The sequence below is a fragment of the Halomonas sp. KM072 genome, assembly GCF_050710315.1.
GTDB lineage: Bacteria > Pseudomonadota > Gammaproteobacteria > Pseudomonadales > Halomonadaceae > Vreelandella > Vreelandella hamiltonii.
In genome coordinates, this window is record NZ_CP136132.1 from 2,145,554 (window position 1) to 2,171,167 (window position 25,614).

29 protein-coding genes and 2 pseudogenes are annotated in these 25,614 nt (G+C 53.7%); 10 read left to right on the forward strand and 21 right to left on the reverse strand.

Going from position 1 to position 25,614, the window contains the following annotated elements:
- Positions 1-54 precede the first annotated feature (54 nt).
- From RVM26_RS10225 to RVM26_RS10250, 6 genes are all read right to left on the reverse strand, one after another.
- A complete protein-coding gene (locus tag RVM26_RS10225; protein WP_498938478.1) occupies positions 55-903 on the reverse strand; it encodes a 3-hydroxybutyryl-CoA dehydrogenase in 849 nt (282 codons plus the stop codon).
- Positions 900-2,549: an acyl-CoA synthetase gene (locus tag RVM26_RS10230; protein ID WP_498938480.1), complete on the reverse strand. Its 1,650-nt coding sequence runs from the start codon at positions 2,547-2,549 to the stop codon at positions 900-902. Before RVM26_RS10230 ends, RVM26_RS10225 begins: the two co-directional genes overlap by 4 nt.
- 42 nt (positions 2,550-2,591) lie before the next feature.
- On the reverse strand, positions 2,592-3,965 hold the full coding sequence (locus RVM26_RS10235; protein ID WP_193460783.1) for a solute carrier family 23 protein: 1,374 nt from the start codon (positions 3,963-3,965) through the stop codon (positions 2,592-2,594).
- 166 nt (positions 3,966-4,131) lie between these two features.
- Positions 4,132-5,922, reverse strand: coding sequence for an acyl-CoA dehydrogenase (locus RVM26_RS10240; RefSeq protein WP_498938483.1), 1,791 nt, complete (start codon positions 5,920-5,922; stop codon positions 4,132-4,134).
- A 116-nt stretch (positions 5,923-6,038) separates the two neighbouring features.
- Positions 6,039-7,409: an MFS transporter gene (locus RVM26_RS10245; RefSeq protein ID WP_498938485.1), complete on the reverse strand. Its 1,371-nt coding sequence runs from the start codon at positions 7,407-7,409 to the stop codon at positions 6,039-6,041.
- Between the two features lie 135 nt (positions 7,410-7,544).
- Positions 7,545-8,183 carry a class I SAM-dependent methyltransferase gene (locus RVM26_RS10250; protein ID WP_287807935.1) on the reverse strand — a complete coding sequence of 213 codons (639 nt, stop codon included), beginning with the start codon at positions 8,181-8,183 and terminating at the stop codon, positions 7,545-7,547.
- Between the two features lie 39 nt (positions 8,184-8,222).
- Between RVM26_RS10250 and RVM26_RS10255 the strand changes: the two genes are divergently transcribed.
- The 4 genes from RVM26_RS10255 to RVM26_RS10270 all read left to right on the forward strand — a co-directional run bounded on the left by RVM26_RS10255 (position 8,223) and on the right by RVM26_RS10270 (position 10,421).
- Positions 8,223-8,606 (forward strand): glyoxalase/bleomycin resistance/extradiol dioxygenase family protein, encoded by a 384-nt coding sequence (locus RVM26_RS10255; protein WP_062373496.1) that lies wholly within the window; start codon positions 8,223-8,225, stop codon positions 8,604-8,606.
- Positions 8,607-8,726: 120 nt separating this feature from the next.
- Entirely contained in the window at positions 8,727-9,122 is a 396-nt protein-coding gene (locus tag RVM26_RS10260) for a DUF4870 family protein (RefSeq protein WP_498938488.1), read from the forward strand.
- Between the two features lie 3 nt (positions 9,123-9,125).
- On the forward strand, positions 9,126-10,058 hold the full coding sequence (locus tag RVM26_RS10265; protein ID WP_287807940.1) for a lysophospholipid acyltransferase family protein: 933 nt from the start codon (positions 9,126-9,128) through the stop codon (positions 10,056-10,058).
- A gap of 12 nt (positions 10,059-10,070) precedes the next feature.
- A complete protein-coding gene (locus RVM26_RS10270) occupies positions 10,071-10,421 on the forward strand; it encodes a DUF4870 family protein (protein ID WP_044627925.1) in 351 nt (116 codons plus the stop codon).
- Between the two features lie 10 nt (positions 10,422-10,431).
- Here the strand turns inward: RVM26_RS10270 and RVM26_RS10275 are convergent, their stop codons facing one another.
- The gene (locus RVM26_RS10275) at positions 10,432-11,841 is read right to left on the reverse strand and encodes a glycosyltransferase family protein (RefSeq protein WP_498938490.1); all 1,410 of its coding nucleotides are present in this window, start codon (positions 11,839-11,841) and stop codon (positions 10,432-10,434) included.
- 340 nt (positions 11,842-12,181) lie between these two features.
- On the opposite strand from RVM26_RS10275, the gene RVM26_RS10280 reads away from it, so the two are divergent.
- Positions 12,182-12,433 (forward strand): type II toxin-antitoxin system Phd/YefM family antitoxin, encoded by a 252-nt coding sequence (locus RVM26_RS10280; RefSeq protein WP_044627927.1) that lies wholly within the window; start codon positions 12,182-12,184, stop codon positions 12,431-12,433.
- A complete protein-coding gene (locus RVM26_RS10285) occupies positions 12,430-12,684 on the forward strand; it encodes a Txe/YoeB family addiction module toxin (RefSeq protein WP_287807944.1) in 255 nt (84 codons plus the stop codon). The genes RVM26_RS10280 and RVM26_RS10285 overlap by 4 nt, the downstream gene beginning before the upstream one ends.
- Positions 12,685-12,691: 7 nt before the next feature.
- On the opposite strand, the gene RVM26_RS10290 is transcribed toward RVM26_RS10285, so the two are convergent.
- Positions 12,692-12,955, reverse strand: a complete 264-nt coding sequence (locus RVM26_RS10290; RefSeq protein WP_287807946.1) for a Txe/YoeB family addiction module toxin — start codon at positions 12,953-12,955, stop codon at positions 12,692-12,694.
- A complete protein-coding gene (locus RVM26_RS10295; RefSeq protein ID WP_044627930.1) occupies positions 12,952-13,194 on the reverse strand; it encodes a type II toxin-antitoxin system Phd/YefM family antitoxin in 243 nt (80 codons plus the stop codon). The genes RVM26_RS10290 and RVM26_RS10295 overlap by 4 nt, the downstream gene beginning before the upstream one ends.
- A 204-nt stretch (positions 13,195-13,398) precedes the next feature.
- Here RVM26_RS10295 and RVM26_RS10300 point away from each other — a divergent pair, with 204 nt between their 5' ends.
- Both RVM26_RS10300 and RVM26_RS10305 read left to right on the forward strand, forming a co-directional pair.
- Positions 13,399-13,635: an addiction module protein gene (locus RVM26_RS10300; protein ID WP_044630802.1), complete on the forward strand. Its 237-nt coding sequence runs from the start codon at positions 13,399-13,401 to the stop codon at positions 13,633-13,635.
- Between the two features lie 2 nt (positions 13,636-13,637).
- Positions 13,638-13,952, forward strand: a complete 315-nt coding sequence (locus tag RVM26_RS10305) for a type II toxin-antitoxin system RelE/ParE family toxin (RefSeq protein WP_044630801.1) — start codon at positions 13,638-13,640, stop codon at positions 13,950-13,952.
- Positions 13,953-14,452: 500 nt separating this feature from the next.
- Here RVM26_RS10305 and RVM26_RS10310 read toward each other — a convergent pair whose 3' ends face one another.
- The 4 genes from RVM26_RS10310 to RVM26_RS10325 form a co-directional block, all read right to left on the reverse strand.
- On the reverse strand, positions 14,453-14,755 hold the full coding sequence (locus tag RVM26_RS10310) for a putative quinol monooxygenase (RefSeq protein ID WP_054640923.1): 303 nt from the start codon (positions 14,753-14,755) through the stop codon (positions 14,453-14,455).
- A 120-nt stretch (positions 14,756-14,875) separates the two neighbouring features.
- Positions 14,876-15,729, reverse strand: a protein-coding gene (locus tag RVM26_RS10315) for an IS5 family transposase (protein ID WP_498938494.1) whose coding sequence is annotated in 2 segments (ribosomal slippage) — positions 14,876-15,387 and positions 15,387-15,729 — 855 coding nt in all. Because the reading frame shifts where the segments join, the coding sequence is not laid out codon by codon here.
- 77 nt (positions 15,730-15,806) lie between these two features.
- On the reverse strand, positions 15,807-17,237 hold the full coding sequence (locus RVM26_RS10320) for an N-6 DNA methylase (protein ID WP_044630832.1): 1,431 nt from the start codon (positions 17,235-17,237) through the stop codon (positions 15,807-15,809).
- Positions 17,230-17,958 carry an N-6 DNA methylase gene (locus RVM26_RS10325; RefSeq protein ID WP_058578382.1) on the reverse strand — a complete coding sequence of 243 codons (729 nt, stop codon included), beginning with the start codon at positions 17,956-17,958 and terminating at the stop codon, positions 17,230-17,232. The genes RVM26_RS10320 and RVM26_RS10325 overlap by 8 nt, the downstream gene beginning before the upstream one ends.
- Here RVM26_RS10325 and RVM26_RS10330 point away from each other — a divergent pair.
- Positions 17,957-19,213, forward strand: a complete 1,257-nt coding sequence (locus RVM26_RS10330) for an ISL3 family transposase (protein ID WP_172415914.1) — start codon at positions 17,957-17,959, stop codon at positions 19,211-19,213. The two genes, RVM26_RS10325 and RVM26_RS10330, sit on opposite strands and share 2 nt — an antisense overlap.
- 91 nt (positions 19,214-19,304) lie before the next feature.
- Here RVM26_RS10330 and RVM26_RS10335 read toward each other — a convergent pair.
- The 8 genes and pseudogenes from RVM26_RS10335 to RVM26_RS10370 all read right to left on the reverse strand — a co-directional run.
- A pseudogene (locus RVM26_RS10335) lies at positions 19,305-19,481 on the reverse strand (IS3 family transposase); the annotation flags it as partial.
- Between the two features lie 25 nt (positions 19,482-19,506).
- Positions 19,507-20,672, reverse strand: a protein-coding gene (locus RVM26_RS10340) for an IS3 family transposase (protein WP_213262697.1) whose coding sequence is annotated in 2 segments (ribosomal slippage) — positions 19,507-20,411 and positions 20,411-20,672 — 1,167 coding nt in all. Because the reading frame shifts where the segments join, the coding sequence is not laid out codon by codon here.
- A 95-nt stretch (positions 20,673-20,767) separates the two neighbouring features.
- A pseudogene (locus RVM26_RS10345) lies at positions 20,768-20,857 on the reverse strand (type II toxin-antitoxin system prevent-host-death family antitoxin); the annotation flags it as partial.
- Positions 20,858-21,399: 542 nt separating this feature from the next.
- Entirely contained in the window at positions 21,400-21,750 is a 351-nt protein-coding gene (maoP, locus tag RVM26_RS10350) for a DUF413 domain-containing protein (RefSeq protein WP_052509985.1), read from the reverse strand.
- Positions 21,751-21,837: 87 nt separating this feature from the next.
- Positions 21,838-22,476, reverse strand: a complete 639-nt coding sequence (locus RVM26_RS10355) for a hypothetical protein (protein WP_044630829.1) — start codon at positions 22,474-22,476, stop codon at positions 21,838-21,840.
- A 104-nt stretch (positions 22,477-22,580) separates the two neighbouring features.
- Complete coding sequence (locus RVM26_RS10360; RefSeq protein ID WP_287148666.1) at positions 22,581-23,285, reverse strand: HNH endonuclease; 705 nt, start codon at positions 23,283-23,285, stop codon at positions 22,581-22,583.
- Between the two features lie 101 nt (positions 23,286-23,386).
- On the reverse strand, positions 23,387-24,139 hold the full coding sequence (locus RVM26_RS10365; RefSeq protein WP_498938499.1) for a hypothetical protein: 753 nt from the start codon (positions 24,137-24,139) through the stop codon (positions 23,387-23,389).
- On the reverse strand, positions 24,139-24,480 hold the full coding sequence (locus RVM26_RS10370) for a hypothetical protein (RefSeq protein WP_044629031.1): 342 nt from the start codon (positions 24,478-24,480) through the stop codon (positions 24,139-24,141). Before RVM26_RS10370 ends, RVM26_RS10365 begins: the two co-directional genes overlap by 1 nt.
- Positions 24,481-24,750: 270 nt before the next feature.
- Between RVM26_RS10370 and RVM26_RS10375 the strand changes: the two genes are divergently transcribed.
- A protein-coding gene (locus RVM26_RS10375) for an IS5 family transposase (RefSeq protein ID WP_137095258.1) occupies positions 24,751-25,604 on the forward strand; the annotation gives its coding sequence in 2 pieces (ribosomal slippage) (positions 24,751-25,093 and positions 25,093-25,604; 855 coding nt in all).
- Positions 25,605-25,614: the final 10 nt, after the last annotated feature.

Here is a 25,614-nt window from a genome sequence, read left to right on the forward strand (position 1 = left end):
ACGCTTGGTTGGGTGGCAATCACTTCTTTTGTCGCCCCCTAAGCTCGCAGCCTGCTATTCATAGATATAAAACCCACGGCCACTCTTGCGGCCCAGATAGCCTGCGGCCACCATGCGCTTGAGCAGCGGGCAGGGGCGGTACTTGGGATCGCCAAAACCTTCCTGCAGCACCTCCATGATCGCCAAGCACACATCCAGGCCAATCAAATCCGCCAGCGCCAGCGGCCCCATGGGATGGGCGGCCCCCAGCTTCATGGCGTCATCGATGGCTTCCGGTGTGGCGGTGCCTTCCTGCACGATAAACGCGGCCTCGTTGATCATCGGCACCAGCAAACGGTTCACGGCAAAGCCCGGCGCATCGCCCACCGGCACAGCGGTTTTGCCCAGCGCTTTGGTCAGCGCTTCGATGCGCTCTACGGTGGCATCCGAGGTCTGCTCGGCGCGGATCACCTCGACCAGCTTGAGTACCGGCACCGGGTTGAAGAAGTGCATGCCTACCACCCGCTCAGGGCGCTCGCAGACCGCCGCCAGCCGAGTCAGTGATAGAGACGACGTGTTCGACGCCAGAATCGCGTCGCTGCTCAAATGGCTGAGATCCCGAAACAGCTTCTCTTTCAATGCGGGCTGCTCGGGGGCAGCTTCGATGATCACGCTGCAGTCGCTGAGCGCATCCAGCGCCGTGGTGGTCGAAAGCCGAGCCAGCGCTTCCTGCTTGCCCTCTGCCGTCATCTTCTCTTTGGCAACGAGCTTCCCGAACCCTTTATCGATCGCATTTTTGGCGCGGGTGAGCTGCTCATCGGCGACATCGTACAGCCGTAGGTTAAAGCCACTGGCGGCCACTACTTGAGCAATCCCCTGCCCCATGGTGCCTGCGCCTACTACGCCTATCAGCTGTTCGCTCATTGCTGTTCCCCTGACTGGTGCTGTCTGGCTTCTTCACGCAGCACGAATTTTTGAATTTTGCCCGTGGACGTTTTGGGCAGTTCGCTAAAAACCACCGTTTTCGGCACTTTAAAGCTCGCAAGATGCTTACGGCAGTGGGCAATGATATCCGCCTCGGTGACCTCACCGTAGCCTATTTTCAGTTTGACGAACGCACAGGGCGTTTCGCCCCATTTTTCATCCGGCTTCGCGACCACGGCGGCCTCTTCCACCGCTGGATGGCTGTAAATGGCATCTTCGACTTCAATGGTGGAGATGTTTTCACCGCCCGAGATGATGATATCTTTCGAGCGATCTTTAATCTCGATATAGCCGTCGGCATGCCATACCGCCAAGTCGCCCGTGTGGTACCAGCCGCCCTCCAGCGCTTTTTCCGTAGCCTCGGCGTTTTTGAGATATCCCTTCATCACGTTGTTGCCGCGCATCAGGATTTCGCCGATGGTCTGGCCATCCTTGGCAACGGGTTCCAGCGTGACCGGATCGGCGACGCAGAGCGCTTCCAGCATGTGGTAGCGCACGCCTTGGCGTGACTTGAGTTTGGCCCGCGACTCCAGCGGCAGTTCGTCCCAGGCCGCGTGCCAGGCACATACCGTGACCGGGCCATATACTTCCGTCAGGCCATAAACGTGGGTCACTTCAATGCCCAGCTTTTCTACCCCGGCTATCACCGAGGCGGGTGGCGCGGCACCGGCGGTGGTCACCTTCACCGGATGCTCGAACACCCGCTTCTGTTCGGCGGGCAGGTTCACCAGCCCATTGAGCACGATCGGCGCACCGCTAAAGTGAGTGACGCCCTCTTCAGCGATCAAATCGGTAATGCGTTTGGGGTCTACCTTGCGTAAGCAAACGCTGACGCCTGCATTGGCGGCAATGGTCCAGGGGAAGCACCAGCCGTTGCAGTGGAACATGGGTAGCGTCCACAGGTAGACAGGATGGTGCGGCATGGCCCACTCGAGAATATTGCTCACCGCGTTCAGGTAGGCACCGCGATGGTGATACACCACCCCTTTGGGTTTGCCCGTAGTCCCCGACGTGTAATTCAATGAAATCGCCTGCCACTCGTCGCTGGGCAGTTGATAAGCGTACTCCGGGTCGCCCTCGGCCAGCAGAGCCTCGTACTCCAGCTCGCCAATGCCTTGGGTCTCACCCAAAAACTCCGGGTCGGACACGTCGATGATCAGCGGCTTGCTCTCCAACGTGGCCACCGCCGCTTGGATCACCTCGGCAAACTCAGGATCCACCAGAATCGCCCTGGCTTCGCCATGGGCCAGCATATAGCGGATGGCATCGGCATCGAGGCGGATATTCAGCGTATTCAGCACGCAGCCCGCCAGCGGCACACCGAAGTGGGCCTCGAACATTGCGGGCACATTGGGCAGCATGGCCGCCACTGTCTGGCCCGGCTGAATACCGCGTTTTTCCAGCGCGGATGCGAGCCTACGGCAGCGTGCCCAGGTCTCTGCCCAGGTGCGGCGCGTCTGGCCATGCACCACGGCCGGGTAATCGGGATACACCGCCGCCGAACGCTCGATGAACGTTAGAGGGGAAAGCGCCACATGATTGGCCGGTGTGGGGGGTAAGTCCTGCTCGAAAATTGAAAGACTCATACATTACCTCATTAATTAACGAAAACCTGAAAAGGCCTATTGTTAGTGGTTGTCATGACGTTCAAGGTCGCTATCAGAACGAGGCTCGCGTCCGAACATGTTCTGCTTTTGTACAAGCACATAAAGCACGACACCAGCAGCCAACCCCCACCCTGCCCCATACACAGCAAGCACAACTGCCATAGTGCCTGCCACGCCGCGCTCTGCCGTATTTTTAGTTTGCTCTATACCAACCATCAAGCAAATATACCCAGTGAGCAGTAACGTTAACGATAAAGCTATCGGCAGCACGGGTTGAAACATACTTACTAACGGTAGAGTAAAGAGCGCAATGAACCCCGTAATCCAGAAAGTACCTCCTCCGCTGTAAATCGACTCCATGGCATTGCGACCATTTTTATAACGCTCAGCCATTGTGGCTGTCACCGCTGTCCAGATGGGGCCTGCCAACCCAGGATAGGGAGCAAAGAAAGCATGTATACCATTACGAATAGCAGTGACATGGTGAATGCGATCCGTGCTGTAATCGATTTTTTCATCCGTGCGTATATGGTCAACACGAGACATCAGCGTACGACCCACGACGATGTCACCAAAAGCAATGACATAAGCAATCACCGCGGTAGGCAGCGCCAGCATAAACACATCAATGCCTGGAAAGCCGACACTAAAGGGCAGGTAGGCCCACATATCTGAAAAGTTGGGTTGCGTCACCCCCCACTCAATGCTTGGACGTGGATACTCGCCTATTGCCCAAGCAATCAAAATAGCGACCACCATGCCGGGCACCATGCCATAATTAGCAATCCTGCGTACGACCAGGTGGTCGGCAACCCAGCGTTTAAACGCTACGGAGAACAGCATAAAAATAGCAATCAGCATACCTGCAATCAAAGAAACTGGCGTTTCTGCCAAGCGCCCACCTTGCTGTATCTCGCCTGTAATTGCTGCAATACCAGCCCCGATAATGATCCCGGCCTGTAGTGAATTGGGCACCAAGTGCACCAGCTTTCGCCCGAGCCCCGTAACACCTAAAAAGAAGAAAATCAAAAATACTAAAAACTGTAGCGCAAACAGAGCCTGAATGGCTTCATCACCCGGTTCAAAGTCACCTAAAAAGACCAGCACCACCGGCACTGCGGGGGTAATCCAACCTGGCACCATAGGCACCCCAAGTAATGCTGGCAGCATAAATCCAATGCCACAAACCACCACGAAGGCTAACGCTATATCGTAAGGCAGGCCCAGGTACTGCTCCAGCAACGGTATCATGGCAAGGCTAACCACAAACATTATTAGCCCTTGGATCATTTCAGCCATTTCCCATCGGTAATGAACAAATGGTAGGCGGACTTTAAATGGCCCTAAAGGCCAGTAGGGCTGTTCTTCTCCATGTTGGCGATGTTTCAACTGCATAAAAACTCCTTGGTTATAAATATTGTTAATTTTTAAGATACAAGGCCGGAATGAAGCATTGATGTTCAATGAAAATCAAAACGACCGTTTCATTGTTATTAAAAGTTAAACGCCGACCTTGACGGTCGGCGAAGATGCCATGGAAAGAGATAGCAAAGCGTCAACGTCACTGCTGACTATCGAAGTCGCTCAAACACTGCATGCCGGCCTCGATCACCGCGCGCTGGGCACGCCCGACCGGCAGCCACTGGTGGATGACGAACTCGGCGCTGCACAGCTTGGTGCGATAGAACGGGTCGTCGCTGCCCTGGGTAATGGCTTGCTGGGCATGCAGCGCCGCCTGGCCCATTTGCCAGGCGCACAGCACGTGGCCCGCCAGGTTCAAGAGAGGCGTGGCGTAGGCTTGCACAGCATCCGGCCCCTGTTCAGGGTGGCTACCCTGCTCCAGCACGATTTCCATGGCGGCCTGCAGGTCGTCAGCGGCATCGCTCAGCAGCGGCCCCATGGCATTCAGCCGCGTACTCTTACCCAGCTCGTCAGCGGTGTTGCGCACCTCGGCCAACAGGGCCAACAAGGCGGCACCACCATCGCGCTGCAGTTTGCGACCTGCCAGGTCCAGCGCCTGAATGCCGTTGGTGCCTTCATAAATGGGCGCGATGCGGGCATCTCGGAGCAGCTGTGCAGCGCCGGTCTCTTCCACGTAGCCCATGCCGCCGTGCACCTGAACCCCCATGGAAGCAATGTCCACGGCCTGGTCGGTAGAGAAGCTCTTGACGATAGGAATCAGTACATCCACACAGGCCTGGGCCGACTGGCGCTCGGCGTCATCGGCCGCATGACGGGCAACATCCAGCTGGCCAGCGCAGTAGAGGGCCAGCGCACGCAGCGCATCGGTACGGGCACGCATGGACAGCAGCATACGGCGCACATCGAAGTGGTCGCTGATGGTGCAGTCGCTGCCGCCACGCTGCTTGGGTGAGCGCCCCTGGGTGCGGTCATTGGCGTAGGCAAACGCGTGCTGGCAGGCGCGTTCGGCCACGCCAATCCCTTGTATGCCTACTTTATGGCGCGCCTCGTTCATCATGGTGAACATGTGGTTCAGGCCGCGACCTTCCTCACCTACGAGGTAGCCTATGGCACCGCCGTTTTCCCCAAAGCTCAGCGTGCAAGTGGGCGAGCCGTGAATGCCGAGCTTGTGCTCGATGGAGGCGCAGGTGACGTCATTTCGCTCGCCGAGCGTGCCGTCGTCGTTCACCAGAAATTTGGGAACCAGGAACAGCGAAATACCCTTATTACCTTCTGGGGCATCGGGCTTGCGGGCAAGGACGAGGTGAATGATGTTCTCGGCGGCGTCGTGTTCGCCCCAGGTGATGTAGATCTTTTGGCCGCTGATGCGGTAGTGATCGCCTTCTGGAACGGCTTTGGTGCGCACCTTGGAAAGGTCCGACCCCGCCTGGGGTTCGGTGAGGTTCATGGTGCCAGTCCAGGAGCCTTCAACTAACTTGGGCAGGTAGGTCGCTTTTAAGGCATCGCTGCCATGATGAGCCAGCGCCTCGATGGCACCGGCGGTGAGCATCGGGCATAGCCCTAACGCCATGTTCGCGCCGTGGAGCATCTCCTGCACCGCGCTGGCAACCACTTCGGGTAGGTTCTGCCCGCCCAGTTCTTCAGACACACCAATACCGTTCCAGCCGCCCTCCACATAAGCTTGATAGGCGGCGGCAAAGCCTTCAGAAGTGGTGACGCTGCCATCAGTATGGCGCTTAGCCCCCTGGCGGTCGCCCGTGCTGTTGAGCGGGCCCCAGACATCGCCCGCCAGTTTCGCAGCCTCTTCCAGCACAGCCTCGACGAGATCAGGCGTCGCCTCTTCAAACCCCGGCAACGCCAAGGAGCGGTGCGCTAACATCTCTTCGAGCACAAAGCGCAGATCTCGGACCGGCGCGGCGTAATAATTCATGGCAAAACCCCAGGCAAATGCGGTGAAATAGCAAAAACACTATCGCCGATAGTAGTTTCCCTACTTTCGCCACACCATTAGCCCAAGGTCTCACCTTACTCGATATTGCAGTTCACCTACCGACGCGCCTCGGTTTCTACATCGTCGTAATAGGTAATATGGCTCTCGTCTTCCTGAGGCGGCCCTACTAAGGGTTCGGCCACGTCGACCTCAGGCACAACGTCAGACAGGTCTTCCAGGTGCTCGTGCTCAAGCGCCCCTTGTACCAGCTCCTCGGTGACCACCAGTTCAGCACCGGCAGCGGTCATGGGCGTCGTGGCGGTAAACGGCGCCACGGGGACCGGGGCCGGGCGTACGCTGCGGCGCCACGTGAAGAACAGCACGAAGAACAGGCTGAGCGAGCCAAAGGCCCAGAACAGTCCGGCATCCCCCATGGCAGTCATCACTGGCGAAATCATCAGCGGGCTGATGGTGGCCCCGATGGAGTTGATCAGCAACAGGCCCTGGCTCATGCGCACCAGCGCCCCTGCGGGCGCACGGTCGGCGGCGTGGCTCACGGCCACCGGGTAAAGCGCAAATACGCCCCCACCCAGCAGGAACAGCAGCGCGACCAACAAAGGAGTAGAGAGCGGTAGCCAGAGCATGGCTGCCGAGATCACCACGCAGAACGCGCTGATGCCGATCAGCACCATCTGGCGGTCATGGCGGTCCGACCAGCGGCCAATGGGGTATTGCAGCAGCATGGCGCCAAGAATCACCACCGCCATCAGTTGCCCCACCTGATTGACACTCATGCCGATACGCTGGAGATAGAGCGGCAGCAGCGTATAAGCCGCCGCCACCACCATGCCCGACCCCAGGCTGCCCATCACACCGGTGGGGGTCATGGTGATCAGCCGGTGCGGGGGTAGCGGCTCGGCGTGTTCTATGAGCGGCGATACGCGGGGAATCATGGCCATCGGCAGTACCGACAGCGACGCCAGCAGGCCGATCACCATGAAGGGCGCGGTGTCACCCATGGCGCTGGTGACACCGAGCATAAGCTGCCCCAGCACCCCAGCGGCGTAAAGGGAGATCATGTAGAGTGCCAGCAGGCGGCCACGCACTTTCTGGTCACCCGCCGTGAGCAGCCAGCTCTCAATGACCAGATAAACACCCACCGTGGCCCAACCGCCCACCAGGCGCAGGGCAAACCACGCCCAAGGGTCGAAGAACAACCCCTGCAACAGCACGGTGACGGCCACCAGCGATGCAAAACTGCCGTAAGCACGAATATGGCCAATGCGCAGCAACAGGCGATCATTGAACATGGCACCCAGGGCCAGGCCGATGAAATAGGCTGACGAGACAATCCCGATCACCGTCGCCGATTCACCTGCTGCGTCTAAGCGCACGGTAATCAGCGTGGCGAGAAAGCCATTGCCAATCCCAAGAATAAACAGCCCTAGTAGGGGCGCTAACGCCATGGCCAGCAGTTGCCGCGACATGCGTACCTCACCTTGCTCAATGGATGAATCGTTGCCGTTAACACGCCATCACATCAAACAGGCAAGAAAACGGGCGCGCAATTATTGCTTCCATAGGCGCAAAGTCAAGGCTTTTTCGCCCTTATAGCAAGCAGATTAGTGTTTTCTAAAAATTACCACGTCGTTGCCAGTAAATTCGACTGTTAAACCCTGTTCAGCCGCCCACCAGCGGAAGGTCGCTTCACTAAAAAAGCAGACGTGGGTTGGGTCGTTAATATAGTGCCAGCGGGCGAAGGCTTGCTGGCTAGTGACTCGCTTGGTCATCAGCCCAAGATAGCCTCCGGGTAGCAGTTGCGCGACCCGCTGGTTCAGCGCCTCGCCCGGTGCCGCCAAGTGCTCCACTACTTCGGTGGCGGTAATGAAGTCATACTGGCGAGTCAGATTCGCGGCATGGGGCGCGTAAAAGATGTCATACACATCTATATCAAAGCCCGCTTCCTCAAACATCACCGAGAGCGTTGGCCCAGGGCCGCAGCCAAAATCCAGCCCTCTTGCACCAGGAGCTAGCTTTGCTGCCAACGGATTAAATAAACGCCCCAAAAAGCGCCGATATCCCGTATCCTGCGGCGAGTTTTGGTGCTGGTCGTACTCGGCTTTTTCGGCGGCAGCGGTTAAATGCTGCTCGCTAGGCACAAACACTAGCGCACACGTGGCACACTGGTAGTAATCACGGCGACGGTCTTGGTGGTACAGCGCAGACTCCTGCGCGTGGCATAGCGGACAGCGTCGCATCATCGTATTCTCTGGTTTTACGTTTGTATTAAGGAAAGAGGCATGCTCTCAGGTCTGGATCATCTTGTGGTTACCGTGACCGATATGGGTCGCGCAGTGGATTTTTACTCTCGTGTATTAGGCCTGGATGTACGCTATCGGGACGCTCAGCGCGTTGACTTGATGCTGGGTGACACGGCCCTGCGCTTGCACCAAACCGATACCGATATCGCGCCCATTTCAGCCACGCCGACACCGGGCAGCCTGGATTTATGCCTGCGCTGCCAGCTACCGCTGGACGAGTTTAAGCAGCACCTGGATGCACTGGCCATCGAGGTCGAGCTTGGCCCCGTGGCCCGCCAGGGTGCCAGCGGCCCCATCGAGTCGCTTTACCTGCGCGACCCCGACGGCAACCTGCTGGAAATCTGCCGCCCGGCAGCGCGTTAAGCGCTCAACCCTAGGCGTGGGTGGCCTGCGGGTGATAAGTCGCACTGCCCACGCTATCATAGCGTGCAGAAAAGGTGTCCGCTGGATGCTCGAATTAAACTGAATAGAAAAGGTACGCCCATGCGTGATGACGCCCCATTGGAAGGCGAAGTGGTCAACCACCACACTTCGTCGGAAGAGACCTCCCCCGCCCCAGACACCACCATGGCCATGGTGATTTACGCTCTCTACCTAGCAAGCTTTGTGTTGGGTTTTACGTCACTGATCGGCGTGATTATTGCTTATGTCTACCGCGACAAAGGTCCAGTATGGCTAGATGAGCACTACCGCTATCAGATCCGCACCTTCTGGATTGGTCTGCTCTACGGCAGTATCGCTACGCTGCTTACCCTGATTCTTGTTGGCTTCCCCATGCTGTTGGCGCTGGTCGTGTGGTTTATCGTGCGCTGCGTAAAGGGCTTTAAAGGGCTGCAGGAGAAGCGCGCGCCCTCCAATGTCGATAGCTGGCTACTGTAACCCATGACCGAACAGGCAACTCCCCCAGCATCGCGCTTTCAAGCCCGTGCCATTGCAACGCTATGGCGCACGCTCTCCCGCTGGCCGGTGCGCTGGCTCTGGCGCATTGCGGCTCTGGTCGGCCCGCAGGTGTATCGCTTTAGCAAACGCGAGCGCAAGGTAACCGAGATCAATCTGAAGGTGGTCTACCCCGACGCGCCTGCCAGTCAACGGCAACCCCTGGCCAAACAGAGCCTACAGCACTCCACCGCGACGATGCTGGAACTCGGCCACGCCTGGATGGCCCCGCCCGAGAAGGTAGAAGCCAGCATTCTAGCGGTACATGGCCGCGACAAGCTGGATAGCGCCCGGGCCGAGGGGCGCGGCGTGATCGTGCTTGCTCCTCACTTTGGAAACTGGGAAGTGCTGAACTTTTGGCTTTCCAGCCACTTTCCGTTTACCGCTATGTACGAGCCGCCCAAAATCGCAGAGCTGGAGCCGATTATCCGCCATGGCCGCGAGCGCATGGGGGCAAAGCTCGTGCCCACTAATCCACGGGGCGTGGCGGCGCTGCTCAAAGCGCTGAAACGTAGCGAGGCCATTGGTATTTTGCCGGACCAAGAGCCGGACTGGGGTAGCGGCGTGTTTGCGCCGTTCTATGGCCGCGATTCCTATACCGCGACGCTGTTACCCAAGCTGGTGGCGCGCACACAGGCACGGGTGGTCACCGGTGTGGCCCTGCGTATTCCTGGCAAAGGCTTCGAGATCCACTTCCTAGATGCTGACGAGCGGGTGTATAGCACTGATGATACAGAGTCAGCTACCGGCGTGAATGCCAGCGTTGAAGCCTCCGTTGCCCTGGACCCGGCGCAGTATCAGTGGGAGTACAAACGCTACCGCAAAGTGGTGGAAGAGCAGCAAGGGCTGCCTAACGCCAACGATTTCCGTCTCTATTAAGTGAGGATGGGCATGACTGAGCAGTACCTCCCCAAACAGGATACGCGTCCCACGCAAATTATTTATGCCCTCTATTTAGCAGGGCTGGTCACGGCTAATGTCACGCTATTGATCGGTGTGATTATCGCCTATGTCTATCGCAAAGAAGCAGCGCCTTGGCTACAGGCCCACTACCGCTACCTCATCCGCACGTTCTGGATCGGCAGCCTCTACTTTATCGTCACGTTTACCCTGAGCCTGATCTTTATCGGGACGCTACTCTGGCCGCTGCTGGTGGTATGGCTAGGCGTGCGCTGCATTATCGGTTGGGTGGCGGTGCGTAAAGGCCAGCCACCGGCACGGCCCGGTAGCTGGCTCTGGTAAGTGCGCTCAATTACTCATCGCTGTGGCGAGCGTACACGTCATCCAACCGCTCGATATCATCCTCGCCCAGGTAACTGCCGGACTGTACCTCGATCAGCTCCAGCGGGATTTTGCCCGGGTTCTCCAAACGGTGCAGTGCGCCAATGGGGATGTAAGTGGACTGGTTCTCGCTGACCAAAAACGTGCGTTCATCCAGCGTCACCTTAGCCGTGCCGCTGACCACCACCCAGTGCTCGGCGCGGTGGTGGTGGCGCTGTAGCGAAAGCCGCGCCCCAGGGCGCACGGTAATATGCTTCACTTGGTAGCGCTCGCCGCTGTTCATGGCTTGAAAGCTGCCCCAAGGGCGGTGTACCTGCGGCGAGGTATGCGGCTCGCTGCGCCCAGCCTGAGTCAGCGCCGCGACGAGCTGCTTAACGCCCTGCGCCTTGTCGCGATGGGCCACCAGTACACTGTCCGAGGTTTCCACCACGATCAGGTCTTCAACGCCAAGTGTGGCCACCAATCGGTGGTTCGCTACCACTAACGAGCGCTGAGTATCGCTCAACACCCCATCCCCGGTGACCACATTGCCCGCTGTATCAGGCGTATGGGTCGCCATCAGCGCATCGAAGCTGCCTATATCGCTCCATTGGGCATCCAAAGGCACCACGGCAGCCTGGGAGCAGTGCTCCATGACCGCGTAATCGATCGATTCGCTGGGGCAGCGCTGGAACGCCTGCTCGTCCAAGCGCAGAAAATCCAAATCACGGTGGGCGCGGGCTACGGCTTCTTGGCAGGCGGCCAGCATGTCTGGCTGAAGCCGTTCAAGTTCCGCCAAATAGCGGGAGGCTCGCAGCAAGAACATACCGCTATTCCAGAGCGTATCGCCCTGCTCAAGCAATGCTTTGGCGCGCTCTAGCGCGGGTTTTTCGATGAACGCCTCCAGATAGTGCCCTGCCCCCAGCGCATTGCCACAGGCAATGTAGCCGTAGCCGGTTTCTGGGTGCGTCGGCACCACGCCAAAGGTGACCAAATAGCCCTGCTCCGCGAGCGGTTCAGCACGCTGCACGCTATCGGTAAACGCTAGCGCATCGCCTATCACGTGGTCAGCGGGTAACACCAGCAGCAGCGGGTCTTCGCCCGATTGCCTTGCCAGCAGTGCCGCGCAGGCAATCGCCGGGGCGGTATTGCGCCCTGCTGGCTCTAGTACAATCTGGCCCTCCTGTTGGCCTTCACGCAGCTGTTCAGCCATCAAAAAACGGTGGGAGTGGTGGCCCATCAGCATCGGCGGTAGCGTCGTCAAGCCCTCAAGGCGGGTGAGCGTTTGCTGAAGCAGGCTCTGCTCGCCGGTTAAGCGCAAAAACTGTTTAGGCATCTGCTCGCGGGAGAGCGGCCAAAGCCGGGTGCCTCTGCCACCGCTCAGAATAACCGGTTGAATCATGGTGTCGTCCTTGGTGATGGTGCTGAAGGGCCAAAGTCTTGCTGCAGCCAGTGGCGCAGCTGGCTCATATGCAGCGCATCCTGCGGGCGAGCCAGTATTTCGTCTTCGTCAATCGGCACAAGACTCAGATGAAGATGCTGTATTTTACGACCGCCGGTTATTGCCTGTGGGCCAAGCGCTTGGAGCAGGGGTACTTCCGGGTGCCGTTATCCGCCTCCCGGATCACGCGCCGGTTTGGAGCCGCGAAGCGGCGAAAAATCGGTCGCTGTGCAGCCGATTGTTAAATCTTTTTGCGTACGGTATCCTGACCATGGTACAACATCCTGTACAGGAGAACTTTATGGATGCCATTAGCTACACAGCCGCTAGAACCAATCTAGCAAAAACCATGGAGCAGGTCTGTGAAGACCATTCCCCTGTGATCATCACCCGGAACAAGTCGCAGTCCGTGGTAATGATCTCCCTAGAGGACTACGAGGCGCTGCAAGAGACTGCATACCTTCTGCGCGCACCAAAAAACGCACGGCGTTTGCTGGAATCCGTTGCCGAGCTGGAGCAAGGCGGTGGTCAAGAAAAGGAACTTCTTGAATGAAACTCATCTTCTCCGAGAACGCCTGGGAAGACTATCTGTGCTGGCAGAAAACCGACAAAAAGATTCTTAACCGAATCAACAAACTGATCAAAGAGACCAAACGAGAACCGTTCGAAGGTGTTGGCAAACCAGAGCCCCTCAAACACAGCCTCGCCGGGTACTGGTCTCGCCGGATCAACGAAGAACACCGAATAGTTTACAAAGTCACTGATGACGCTTTGCTTATCGCCCAGCTCCGGTATCACTACTGATTATGCATTAATCGTAGTGGCTCCAGAGTCTGAGGACTTTCACCACTTGCTCGTCCTCCAGTACTTGGTAGACCAGGCGATGCTGAATATTAATGCGGCGCGAATAGGCCCCCGCAAGATCACCAATTAGCTTCTCAAACGGAGGCGGCTTGCGATAAGGACCTTCCGCTATTAGCGCTAACAGTTCCTGGGCTTTTGGTTTGAGGCCGCTGGAGGCCAACTTTTTTGCATCTTTCTGGGCTTGCTTGGTGTAAACCAACTTCCATGTCACCAGTCCAGCTCCTCATCGCATTCCTCGACCGGGGTATCCATCCCCTCACGAATAGACTCCCGCATACCTGGCACGGAGAGCAGGTAAAGTGTTTCCTGAATGGCAGACCAGTCTTCTTCGGATACCAGAACAGCTTTATTCCGCTTACCCATAATGACGATTGGTTGGTGGGACTCGGCGGTCTCGTCAATCAACCGATAAAGGTTGCTGCGCGCCTCAGTTGCTGTGATTCCGGCCATGACGCACCTCTTGCGTGTTTAACTTTTCACCAAGTGTACGCCTCTAGGTACGTACGTCAAGACGAGCGCCCTGCCTAACGCCAGCCAGCATGCGCGGCTACGGAATGTAGGCGAAGCCGGAATGTAGTAGCCGTCGCCGTGCCTGGCCTTGTTAGGGCCTTTGAATAGGGATAGCATAATCGTATCGTCATTTGCGGAGGCTCCATGACTACCGAAACATTAGACCACCTACGCTCCCAGATCTCGACTCTCTCCGAGTCGGAACGTGCAGCGTTGGCTCGCGAGCTCATAATGAGTCTGGACGGCCCCCGTGACGACTCGGTAGAACAGGCGTGGAACGATGAAATTGTTCGCCGTGTGTCCAATGTCAAAAGCGGAAAAGCCACGCTGCTCAGCCGTGAAGAATTTCGATCAAAGATGAGAGCGAGGTTGGGCCAGTAACAGTGCGAAAGGTAAGGATACTGGAAGAGGCCTCGCAGGAAGCGATAGAGGCAGCAGCATGGTATGAATATGAGCAGCCTGGACTCGGAGCCGAGTTTTTCGCTGCTGTTGATGCAGCTATCGACGTTATTGAAGAAGACTTCCTCCCTTTATCACCTCTCCCCAAAGAAGCCGGCGATACCGGTGCAAGACGCCTGATTCTGGAGCGCTTCCCATACGATATAGTCGCCATTGAACTGCCAGAAGAGGCTATAGTCATTGCGGTTGCCCACCATTCCCGAAAACCTGGCTATTGGCTGGGACGCAGTAAGCCCTAACGATGAGGTAACCGGCGCCGGAGCGCAACGGAGGGAACCAAAAGCGGCACGCTTTTAGGGTCCGGTTGTCCGCTTGGTTAACTGATTAATCTGCCCGAATTATCGCCGTAACTGCTGACTCTGGAACCTTTATCTTGCCTCCGTGGGACCAGCCTTGGTATTCCCATCTGGGATCTGGGCCAATACCCACTAGTTCACCGCTAACGAGATCGGGGGCGCATTCTTCGACAAGGATATAGAAGTCTGTGGACCCGCCCGAATCGTCACGGTGTCATTTGGTCTCGGCGGCCCCTGGTTCAATTTCGCATCGTTGCCAACAAACATTCGGCCGAATTTAGGCGGAAGCGGATTTTCAAACTCCTTGTACATGGCATATTCCTTTTGACAGTTAACACCTGAGTTAAGCCGGACCGCGCACGCGGCCGAGGCGGGTGCAACGATACCACAGCACCAAGCCGAGTCCGCGAAGCGGTCTCGGCTTGAACGAATTGTTAGGCTTGCTAGCCAGGTAGCTTTGCCGCAAGTACATCAACGTTTTCGATGGACGGGGGCTCGGAGAACAACTCACCTGCCTTTTCCATCAACGCGGCTGCGACCTTGCCGGAGAGATGGGCCTGCCGACCCGCTTCATCCGGGAAAGCATCAAAGATTCCGAAAGTGCTTGGTCCAAGGCGAATGCCAAACCACGCAGTAGTGTCAGGCTCCTCATTGACGATGGGAAGGCCACTCACAAGGAAGTTCTCAACCTCTTTCTCTTTTCCGGGTTTCGCTTCAAGGCGAACGAACAAGGCTACTTTGACCATGGCATGTCTCCTGTTGTTAAAACGACATCACGATGCGCGATGTTCTCTTGCAAGTCTAACGCCTTGAATAAGCCGCCGATTTGGAGCGGCAGCGGAAAATCGGTCGGCTTGATTCACTTGTTAGGTTTTGTACGAAAAGTTGGCTCGCAAGCAACGGCCGATGCACGCCACGCATACCATCGCCTTAAAGCTACTTGCCAGCTTTTCATAGCGTGTGGCGATGCGGCGACATTCTTTAAGCCAACCAAAGCAGCGTTCTATCGCATTCCGTTGCCGATATTTGGGTTTGTCGAACCGCCTGGGTAGCCCAGGCCGGGTTCTTCGGTGCATGTTGCGCTGAGCAATCACGGATTTCATGCCGTGCCTGTCGCAATAATGACGCAGCTCATCGCTGTCGTATCCTTTATCAGCCACCATATAGCGACTACGTTTGCGAGGACGCCCGACGCCACCTGGTAGATGGATGCTCTCTAATGTCGCAACGAAGTGCCGAGAATCTGCCTCTTGACCAGGAGACAGCGTGAACGCCAGTGGCCAGCCATGACGATCACAAACCAAATGAATTTTGGTTGTTAAACCGCCGCGGCTACGGCCGAGCGCGTGGTCTAACGGTTCTTTCGAGCCCCCTTTTTACCGCCTCCAGCGGCAGCGCGTGTGGCTCGCACGGAAGTGGCATCGATCATCCACGTGTCTAGGTCCATAAGCCCATCTTCACGTAATTTGAGCTGCAAGCGAGAAAGTACCGCTTCAAAGGTGCCGTCATCACTCCACTTGCGGAACCGGTCATAAACCGTCGACCAAGGACCATATCGCTCGGGTAAATCACGCCATTTGGCGCCAGAACACAGCACCCAGAAGATACCATTGAGCATTTTTCGGTCATCCCGCCTGGGCCTGCCCATGGTTTGAGGAGGCGCCACGATATCTTCAATCTGTGCCCAGCCGTCATCAGAGATCTCGTAACGTCCGACCATTTTTTTCCCCTATGCTGCTTTTGCATAGGTAAAATTAGCAGATAAGGCTTTTCGTACAAAACCTAGGCAATATCCTATTATGACAAGTAACTGTTGAGATTATCCGAAGCTTTTAATATTTCATAAACAGAATCAACGCGCCTCGCTTCAGATTTTTTAACATCATTTACAATCTCCGAATACTGAGGTTCCGGTAAAACTGGGATTTCTAAATTGCCAATTGCTTTCGGGGTGTTGTAATCCTGGACAGAGCCTTTCTTAACCTGCTGAACTGTGTTTTGACCAAATTTACTTATCAAAACTGAGTAAACATACTCTGGATCAACAATGCTTTTTTCAATCCTGATAATATTAATATTATCTGAAACTGCCCACCCATCTAAGTCTTCTCCAATAAGCTTAACAATGCCCATTGTGCCCACACGAGTAAGTACAATATCACCTTCTCTAACAATGTATCTTTCCAAATTTTTTGTTTCAGTTTTAGAGATATATTTTACTTTTTGGGGAATGTATTGCGTTATGTGCGTTCCTGACAAAAACGGAATCCCATACTTTTCCTCAACGTAGACGCGCCTTGTCCTCGGCGGCGTATATATCTCGGAGCACAAGCTTGACAGCCTTTTATAAGATATTGATCTATTATTAATTTTCTTGTTTTGGTTCTTTGGATTATGATAATTCGGAAGCAAACTTTTTAATACATCGTTCGGCCTAACAGAAAAGCACATTTTTGTATTTAAGCTTTTCCCATTTTTGAATCGCCGATATTCTTCAAGAACCTCTGGCAGGTCATCATCGAGAATATTTTGCCCCTGAGAATCGAGGATTTGAGTGCCATGCTTGTCTCTTTTGAAGATTGCCTTACCTCTTTGATTTTTACCAACCTTTTCTACTTGCGCCATGAACACATCACCTTGATCGCCTTCAGCCTTGTTCCTCAGAAAGATCAAGCATGTTTGAGTCCCGGTATACGGTTGAAAGGTTTCCGAAGGAAGCTGAATTACTGCTTCAATAAAGCAGTTTTCAAAAATCCATTCCTTAATATGCCGATCTTCATCATTGCTCAAATCGCCTACAGGAAGAACTATTCCGGCAATAGATTCAGAGCCGGGTTTCAAAAGACGAACGCAACGCTCGATAAAAAGTACCGAAGGTCTTACAGCAGATCTCTTTGATTTAGTCGTGCCCGTCTTATCGTAAAAATCTGCTAACTCATATTCACGCACCAAATCGCCTACAACTTTGATGTCTTTACCGAAAGGAGGGTTGGTTAAAACAATATCAAAATTCTTTTCTCTCAACTCCTTTCTTCCAAACGCCTGTAGATCTTTTCTAACATCTAAGCTGTTGGCGGAAAAAATCCCACCCGTCCCATCACCGACGATAGACATATAAGCCTTTGTTATCTTGACTAGGTCACGCTCTTGATCTAAGCCAAATAACGTCTTTTTGTATATATCTTTTTTATGCGTAATCAGCCTATCTAAGGGCACTCTCTTACCCAAAGTGCTGTCCAAAACTCGACTTATACGGTGTAAAACCTAAATAATAAAACCACCAGACCCACAAGCTGTGGTCAATCATTCGCTGACCTGGCTGAGGGTCAACGATATCTACAGCGAAATTTACTACATTTCTGGGAGTAAAAAACTGGCCGTTATCTTCTTTAAGCGACTCTGAAGTAAATACTTCAAACGCATTTGCTACATTGTCAGACCTTGAATTAATAAAAGCATATTTTTGGAGCCTTGTAACTATTTCACATAAAGTCTTGTTGTCAAATTCGATATGATCCGAATCATAGAAGATATCCGAATAATCGGATTTAACCTTGCTAAAAATTCGTTTTATCGCATCTCCAGTCTTTTTTTCTTCTACTTCATCGTTTCTACTGTACCTTACGTAAAAATCGCAATATTCATCCGCAGAAAGCTCATCTGACAACTTGCAAAATATAATATTTAAAATATTAGTGGTTATCCTATCCGGTTTCTTTATATTAGAGTTTGCATAGATATAATCATGCATGCTGTAAAAATCTTGAATGAGATTCCCTGGCTCAACAAGATCATCTTTGTGGGGTGCACCGAGAGATTTTTTATAACTCGGCACCCCGTAAATCTCCACAAATTTGTTTACATTCTTTGGCTCTTCGACGTTGGGTGTGGAATTCGCCCCCTGAGCTGGGCCAGAATATGACCTCCACAGCGGCAGGAGGTATGACATGGACGGCACCCAGATTCTAACACTCGGCCTGGGCTTGGAAGCGCCCTGGATCCTCAAGAACCAGTACCTGGATACCGCCGTGTCGCCCCACCGCCTGGACCTCTATGTCGAGGCGGAGCGAGGCAGTCTCTATCCCTGCCCAGAATGTGGTAAGGCCTGCCAAGCTCATGACTTTGCCGACAAAACCTGGCGGCATCTGAACTTCTTTCAGCATCACTGTTACCTGCATGCTCGCGTGCCGCGCACGAAGTGTCCTGACCATGGCGTCAAGCGCATAGAGGTGCCCTGGGCCCGGCCGGGCAGCGACTTTACCCTGCTGTTCGAGCAAGCGGCCATGTCACTGGTCAAGGAGATGCCGGTACTGGCCGTCTCCCGCCAGTTGGAGATTTCCGACAAACGACTATGGCGCATCGTGCACCACTACGTTGGCCGCATGTTGGGGGAACTGGATCTGTCCAAGGTGGTGACGGTCGGCGTGGACGAAACCGCCTCCCGGCGCGGTCATCGCTATGTCACGGTGTTCCTCGACATGCAGCGCAAGCGGGAACCGGTTATCTTTGCCGTCCCAGGCTGCGGCAAGGATGCCATCCAGGCTTTCAGCGCCTTCCTGGCGGCCCATGGCGGCGACCCGAATAATGTGGTCGAGGTCGTCTGCGATATGTCGCCAGCCTTCCTTAGCGGCGTGACCGAGCACCTTCCCAAGGCCGAGGTAACGGTCGACTGGTTCCATATCGTACAGACCTTCACCAAGCGGCTGGACGAGGTACGCAAGAAAGAGCGCCGGGAGCAGGGGCACCCCAAGTCGCTGCGCTGGGCCCTGCTGAAGAACCTGGATAACAAGAACCTGACACCCAAACAGCTTTCGGCGCTCCAGGAGTTGGTGGCCGATCAGAGCGCCACGGCCGATGCCTGGGTGATCAAGGAGAAGCTACGCTGGATCCAGAAGGCTCCAACGCCCAGAGCGGCTCGGTGGCGCATCACGAACTACCTCAAGGTCATGCAGGCGGCGGTGTCTGAAAAGTCACTGCTGAAGCCGATGGGGAAAGCCCTGGCGACGCTTGAGCGGCACGCCGACACGGTGGTCAGACGCTGGCTCTCGGGACTGACGAACGCAAGACTGGAAGGAATGAATGGTCTGTTCCAAGCGGCTCGGTCACGAGCACGTGGCTACCGGAACGAGGCCAACTTTATCGCCATGATCTACCTGATTGGGAGCCCGGTGGGCCGCCTATTCGATCAGGCCAAATCCACGTGAAGTGACGAAGAACCCATTCTTTGTTCCAATGTTCGTTTTGTAAAATAGCTTTTCTAAACCATGATCTTACCCAGCAACAGTGGACACTGGTTTAAGCGATCATTCGGGCTTCAAAGGCCTCTGGGCTGATCATCCCAATAGCACTGTGCCGCCGTTGTTTGTTGTAGTCCAGTTCGACGTACTCAAACACCTGGCGCCTCATATCGTTTCGCGTTGTAAATTGCTCCCCATGGATCGCTTCAACCTTGAGGCTGTGGAAGAAGTGATCTTACCCAGCAAGAGTGGACACTGGTTTAAGCGATCATTCGGGCTTCAAAGGCCTCTGGGCTGATCATCCCAATAGCACTGTGCCGCCGTTGTTTGTTGTAGTCCAGTTCGACGTACTCAAACACCTGGCGCCTCATATCGTTTCGCGTTGTAAATTGCTCCCCGTGGATCGCTTCAACCTTGAGGCTGTGGAAGAAGCTTTCGGCACAGGCATTATCATAGCAGTTGCCTTTGGCGCTCATGCTGCACGTAAGCTCATGCCGGGTAAGCAGCGATTGGTAACGCGTGGAACAGTACTGACTACCTCGATCCGAATGGACTATCACGCCTTTGGGCATTTTGCGTCTCCATAGCGCCATCTGTAGCGCGTCACAGACAAGATCGGCCGTCATACGCTCACTCATTGCCCAACCGACCACTTTACGAGAGTAAAGATCAATGAGCACTGCCAGGTAAAGCCAGCCTTCGCCCGTCGCCAAGTAGGTAATGTCACCCACCCACTTTTGATTAGGAGCTGAGGCCGTGAAGTTTTGTTCTAGTAGATTCGGTGCGACTGGCAGCGAATGCCGTGAGTTCGTGGTGGCCTTGAACTTACGAGCTGCTTTAGCGCGCAGGCCCTGACGCTGTAAGCTGGCAGCCACCGTCTTACGGTTGATCGGCATCCCATCATCTCGCAGGTCTAGCGTTAGTCTCGGGGCGCCTGAGCGACCCTTGCGTTGGTGATAAGCCTTGGCCACATGCTGATCGATAATGGCTTGCTGGCTGCGTTTTGGGGACGATGCGCCTTCGCGTTGCCGCCAAGCGTAGTAGCCACTCCGGGCGACCCCGACAACATGGCACATACGCTGAATACTGAACGCCTGACGATGACGGTGGATAAAGGCGTACTTCACTTCAGGCTTTTCGCAAAGTACACCGCGGCCTTTTTTGTGATGGCTAGCTCTTCATTTGCCTCGGCTAGTTGGCGCTTCAAGCGGGCGTTTTCTTCTGCCAACGACCGCTCTCGCTCGGATGTGTCTTGCTGCAGCTGTGCTTTAGATCGCCACTGATAGAGCTGACTCGCGTGTATTCCCAGCTCACGCGCCGCTGCTGCAACGCCAATACGATCAGCAAGCGCTAATGCTTCTTGCCGGTAGCCATCTGAGTAACGGGTATATGATTTTTTCTTCATTGATGTTGTCGATCTTGCCATGGTTCACCTCATCGTAACGTATGACGTTCTTGAGGTGTCCACCGTTACTGGGCAGGATCATTCTTAAGGTGTCCACTGTTACTGGGCAGGATCACCGTGATCAGTACCGGTTCTTTAGACAGGTGCAGATCGGCCAGAATTTTTGTGGCTTGGCGCTTGAGGTTCGTAACAAGCTCGACTTTCATGGGCTCACCCTGAATCAGACTGTTAGTGGCACTATAGTATCACTTTTCGGATGGGACAATCACAGCTAACGCTGAGGTAACCGGCGCCGGAGCGATAGCGGAGGGAACCAAAAGCGGTACGCTTTTGGCGTCCGGTTGACCGCCTGGTTAATGGCCGTTCACCACCGCGGTTGAGTCTGGAATCAAAGGCCGCATGCCCTCTCCCGGACAACTTGCACCAACTCGACGGATCGCGAAAGGAACCAGAACGCAAACGCTACCGGCCCGATTACCGTTTAAGACGGACGGCCCCACGACTGGGGCACGCCATGAATACCAACACCGCTGGCCGTTGCGGCAACCAAACCAGACAGCGAATTTTCCGGCCTTGGCAATCACCAGAGTGAGCGGGCTTACAACCAATCCCGGTGCCAAGGCCTTTGCACCGCACCAGCCAAAAACTTACAAGTGCCTGGCCGTTAACGCCAGCCAGCATGCGCGGCTACGGAATGGAGGCGAAGCCGCAATGTAGTAGACGTCGCCGTGCCTGGCCTTGTTATGTTTTACTTAAAATGGCCGTAAACGCCCCATCCACGACCAGTTATACCCAAGTTCACCAGCAAATCAGCCTCTTGCTTGTCCACATAATCTGGATTTTCTGACTCCCAAACCTTGCGTTTAATGTACTTGGCCCAGACTTTTTCGAACTGACTTTCCGGATTTTTGTTTCCGTTACAGACCTCAACGAAGCGCTCTTGAGCTGGTGTTTCGGGAGTAATTGCCCCGCGCATCAGAGCTGCCAGCCAAGAGCCATAAGTTATGAGCAGCTCGATTTCGTCCTCGGAGAAGAGTGTATCGGGCACATTGGGCTGAAACTCCATTTTCCGATATTTCACGTGCTCTGCTGAAGCCACGGATCACTCCAGGAAACATAACGCCCGGCTCACGCGCCGGTTTGGAGCCGCGAAGCGGCGGAAAATCGGTCGCCGTGCAGCCGATTGTTAAGGCTTTGGCGATTCGCTGAGCCATCCTAAGATATCTGGCAGCCCTATACTGGACAGTAAGGCAAAACCCAGCAAAGCGAATGCGAAAATTAAGAACTGCCATGGCCTGGCCCGCATGAATGAAAGCCATACCTTTATCCTTTTTACCGACTCAGGAGTACTCGGCAGGCTATGCAAAGAGACTTCAGCGGTAAGTACACGACGGGCTTTCCGTAGTGAGTTCTTGACCCCCACTCGATAAGCACTCTCATGTAAATCAAACCGATACACACTTGGATCGAACTGAATTCCGTAGGATGCAGCCTTTCTACCGATGCCCTCCGAAAAACCGCTGAGCCGATCAAGATATCTCGAATCATCAAAGAGCTCTGAGATCAGACCATTAAGCTCAGCTATTTCCTTGGAACTAATTTCAGAATTCTGGTGGCTCAGAACCTTCGCAAGCTCATCCTTTGACAATTTTTCCTTATCCGCGATCAGCTTTAACCAAACAGCGCTGACCTTTTGAAATGAAGGAACAACAAACCGATTTCCATCATATTTAGCAGACTGATAATAAGCATCTATCTCCGTGCGGGCCGTAGACTCAGACTCGCTATCAATCGCTTGTAATTTTGTCTTCAGGATTTCAAGCACAATCGATCAGTTCCATGACTCGCCTTAACGCAAAGCACAGGGGCGGAAAAACGCGTCAGCGGTTTTACGTCCCAGCGGCCGCAGGCCGCGACTGGTGCGCCTTGTTAGCCGTAGTGTGCTGCTCTGTGACAATTTGGACATAGTGCTATCGCATTTGCAACTGTGTCATCTCCACCTTCAGCTAAAGGCTTTCGATGATGTACCTCCAAGTAAGGACTTCCATCTGACTTACGGTTAAATGGGGCCAAGTTCAAACATTTTTCACAACTGCCTTTTGCTCTGTAAAGAACTTCAGCTACAACGTCAGGGTTTCTCTCGTAAATAACAGTAGAAACCGTTCTTTTCTTGGGTTTCGGAATTGCTGCTTTCAAACGCTTACGACGCTCTTCAGGGGAAGCATTCGAGGATTTAATAATTTCGTCCCTGAATATTTTCTCAAGACTTTCATATGATATCTCTATCGGCAAAGCTCTGAATTCTTCTCCATGAACAACTAACCTTCTTTTTTCTAAAAAAGGATCAAACCCATCTGCAACAGTTTCACCGTGACTATTTTTACGTGTCTTAGTTTTGAAAATGAGAAGCTCATAACCTTGGTATCTAACTTTATCTATATGTTTAAGTGAATGTGCATAGCCATTTTTTGACCATTTAGGGCTAAGTATCAAGTCGCTATCTTCGTTAGACGAATTTAAACTAAAAAGAACTTGCTTAGTTTGATCATTACAGTACGAATACTTCCCCTGAGTAGAGCGTAACGTAAGCCCCATTACTCTGTTGACAAAACTAGTCCTCGACTCCTTCTTCACAATTTACTCCTTATTGCTTTCAATGAAATTGTCTATAACCTGAAAGTGGCTAACGCCGCATTCAGCGGCTTGTCCGCTGCAATGCTTTGTTATGCGAACTATTAGCCAGCAGCACGAGCTTTAATGCTCTGAATCACTTTTTCTCGAAACTCTCTATGTCCATGCGTTGCTCTAGGGTGAGCAATTCTAAAACATTCAATATTTGAAAATTCGTCGTCAACTGGCTTAAACTCCCAGTATTTCCCAGATATAACTTCGCCATTTTCATAGCCACTAAAGTGCTCTTCGAATAGATCCCTTATTACCTGATCAACACCAACAAAGCCAGTAGCAAAAATAATCACGTCTGGCCTCAAGCACATTATCTGAGCGGCAAGAAGCTTTTTAGAAACTTCTGTTATTTCTTTTAGCTCATTTTTCGGGCGTGTTCTAGGGCTTTTTTTGTTGTAATCCCAAGCAAATAAATTCCCATAAATAATTGACTCAGGATTAACTTCAAGCTCCTTCGCCAGCCGAAAAAAGTACTGCTTAAAACGACTTCGAGTTTTTGTAATAACTTTCCCATTCTTACTCACTGGTAGATGTCTTTTGTAACGCCCAGTGGCCTCTTGCACAAGATCGGAAATTTTATTATTTTCAGCAAACTCTGCTACACGCTTAATTGTGTTTTTTTGATTGTCTGTATTCCAACCAGCAGTTTCTCGGCCAACCAACATTACTTTTAGGCTAGAGCTCCAGTATTCATCAAATGGGACAGGCAAGAATACACCAGAGTACTTATCTTCATTATGGTTAAATGAGTCAAATTTTAACTCTTTTAAAATCCTGCCATACTCATCAAGCAGCGCCTCCATTACGAGTCTCCTTTGCAAAGGTGAGTTGAGCCTTCTGACAACCACTCAATACTCAAATCACCACCACCGAAGCGAACAATCCCTTCTTTTTTTGGTAGCACATTACATTGGCCTCGGTGTGCAATAAAATCATCTAAAAGGTCAATCAGATGCAATTTGAAACCAGACTCCGTAACCTGATCGAAAATATCCTCTTCAAGTGTCCAAGAGGTGCCACTCAAGCGGTCTTCATCATCTTCAGCACAGAAAACCACCTCACCTGTAACTTTCACAATGTCTGAATGTTGCTTAGCCAGCATGGCAAGGCGTGCTGCTTCAAAGTTTTTATCGAAATTCGACATAAATTTTCCCTTTTTCTTTTTTTCAGCTTACGCCACTCAAACGACAGAATGTGTCGCAGAAGCGCATAACGACCATGTTCAACGGCGCATTTATGCGTCCGTTGCGACTGCTTGTTATGGCGTGCTGCCAGGCTCATTTTCGGTCCTTCAATGTCTGGTAAACCTTCCCTTTCTCTCGTTTACCAACGACAAGGACATAGATGACTAGGTTTTGTACGAAAAGCCTTATCTGCTAATTTTACCTATGCAAAAGCAGCATAGGGGAAAAAAATGGTCGGACGTTACGAGATCTCTGATGACGGCTGGGCACAGATTGAAGATATCGTGGCGCCTCCTCAAACCATGGGCAGGCCCAGGCGGGATGACCGAAAAATGCTCAATGGTATCTTCTGGGTGCTGTGTTCTGGCGCCAAATGGCGTGATTTACCCGAGCGATATGGTCCTTGGTCGACGGTTTATGACCGGTTCCGCAAGTGGCGTGATGACGGCACCTTTGAAGCGGTACTTTCTCGCTTGCAGCTCAAATTACGTGAAGATGGGCTTATGGACCTAGACACGTGGATGATCGATGCCACTTCCGTGCGAGCCACACGCGCTGCCGCTGGAGGCGGTAAAAAGGGGGCTCGAAAGAACCGTTAGACCACGCGCTCGGCCGTAGCCGCGGCGGTTTAACAACCAAAATTCATTTGGTTTGTGATCGTCATGGCTGGCCACTGGCGTTCACGCTGTCTCCTGGTCAAGAGGCAGATTCTCGGCACTTCGTTGCGACATTAGAGAGCATCCATCTACCAGGTGGCGTCGGGCGTCCTCGCAAACGTAGTCGCTATATGGTGGCTGATAAAGGATACGACAGCGATGAGCTGCGTCATTATTGCGACAGGCACGGCATGAAATCCGTGATTGCTCAGCGCAACATGCACCGAAGAACCCGGCCTGGGCTACCCAGGCGGTTCGACAAACCCAAATATCGGCAACGGAATGCGATAGAACGCTGCTTTGGTTGGCTTAAAGAATGTCGCCGCATCGCCACACGCTATGAAAAGCTGGCAAGTAGCTTTAAGGCGATGGTATGCGTGGCGTGCATCGGCCGTTGCTTGCGAGCCAACTTTTCGTACAAAACCTAACTCCCCATCC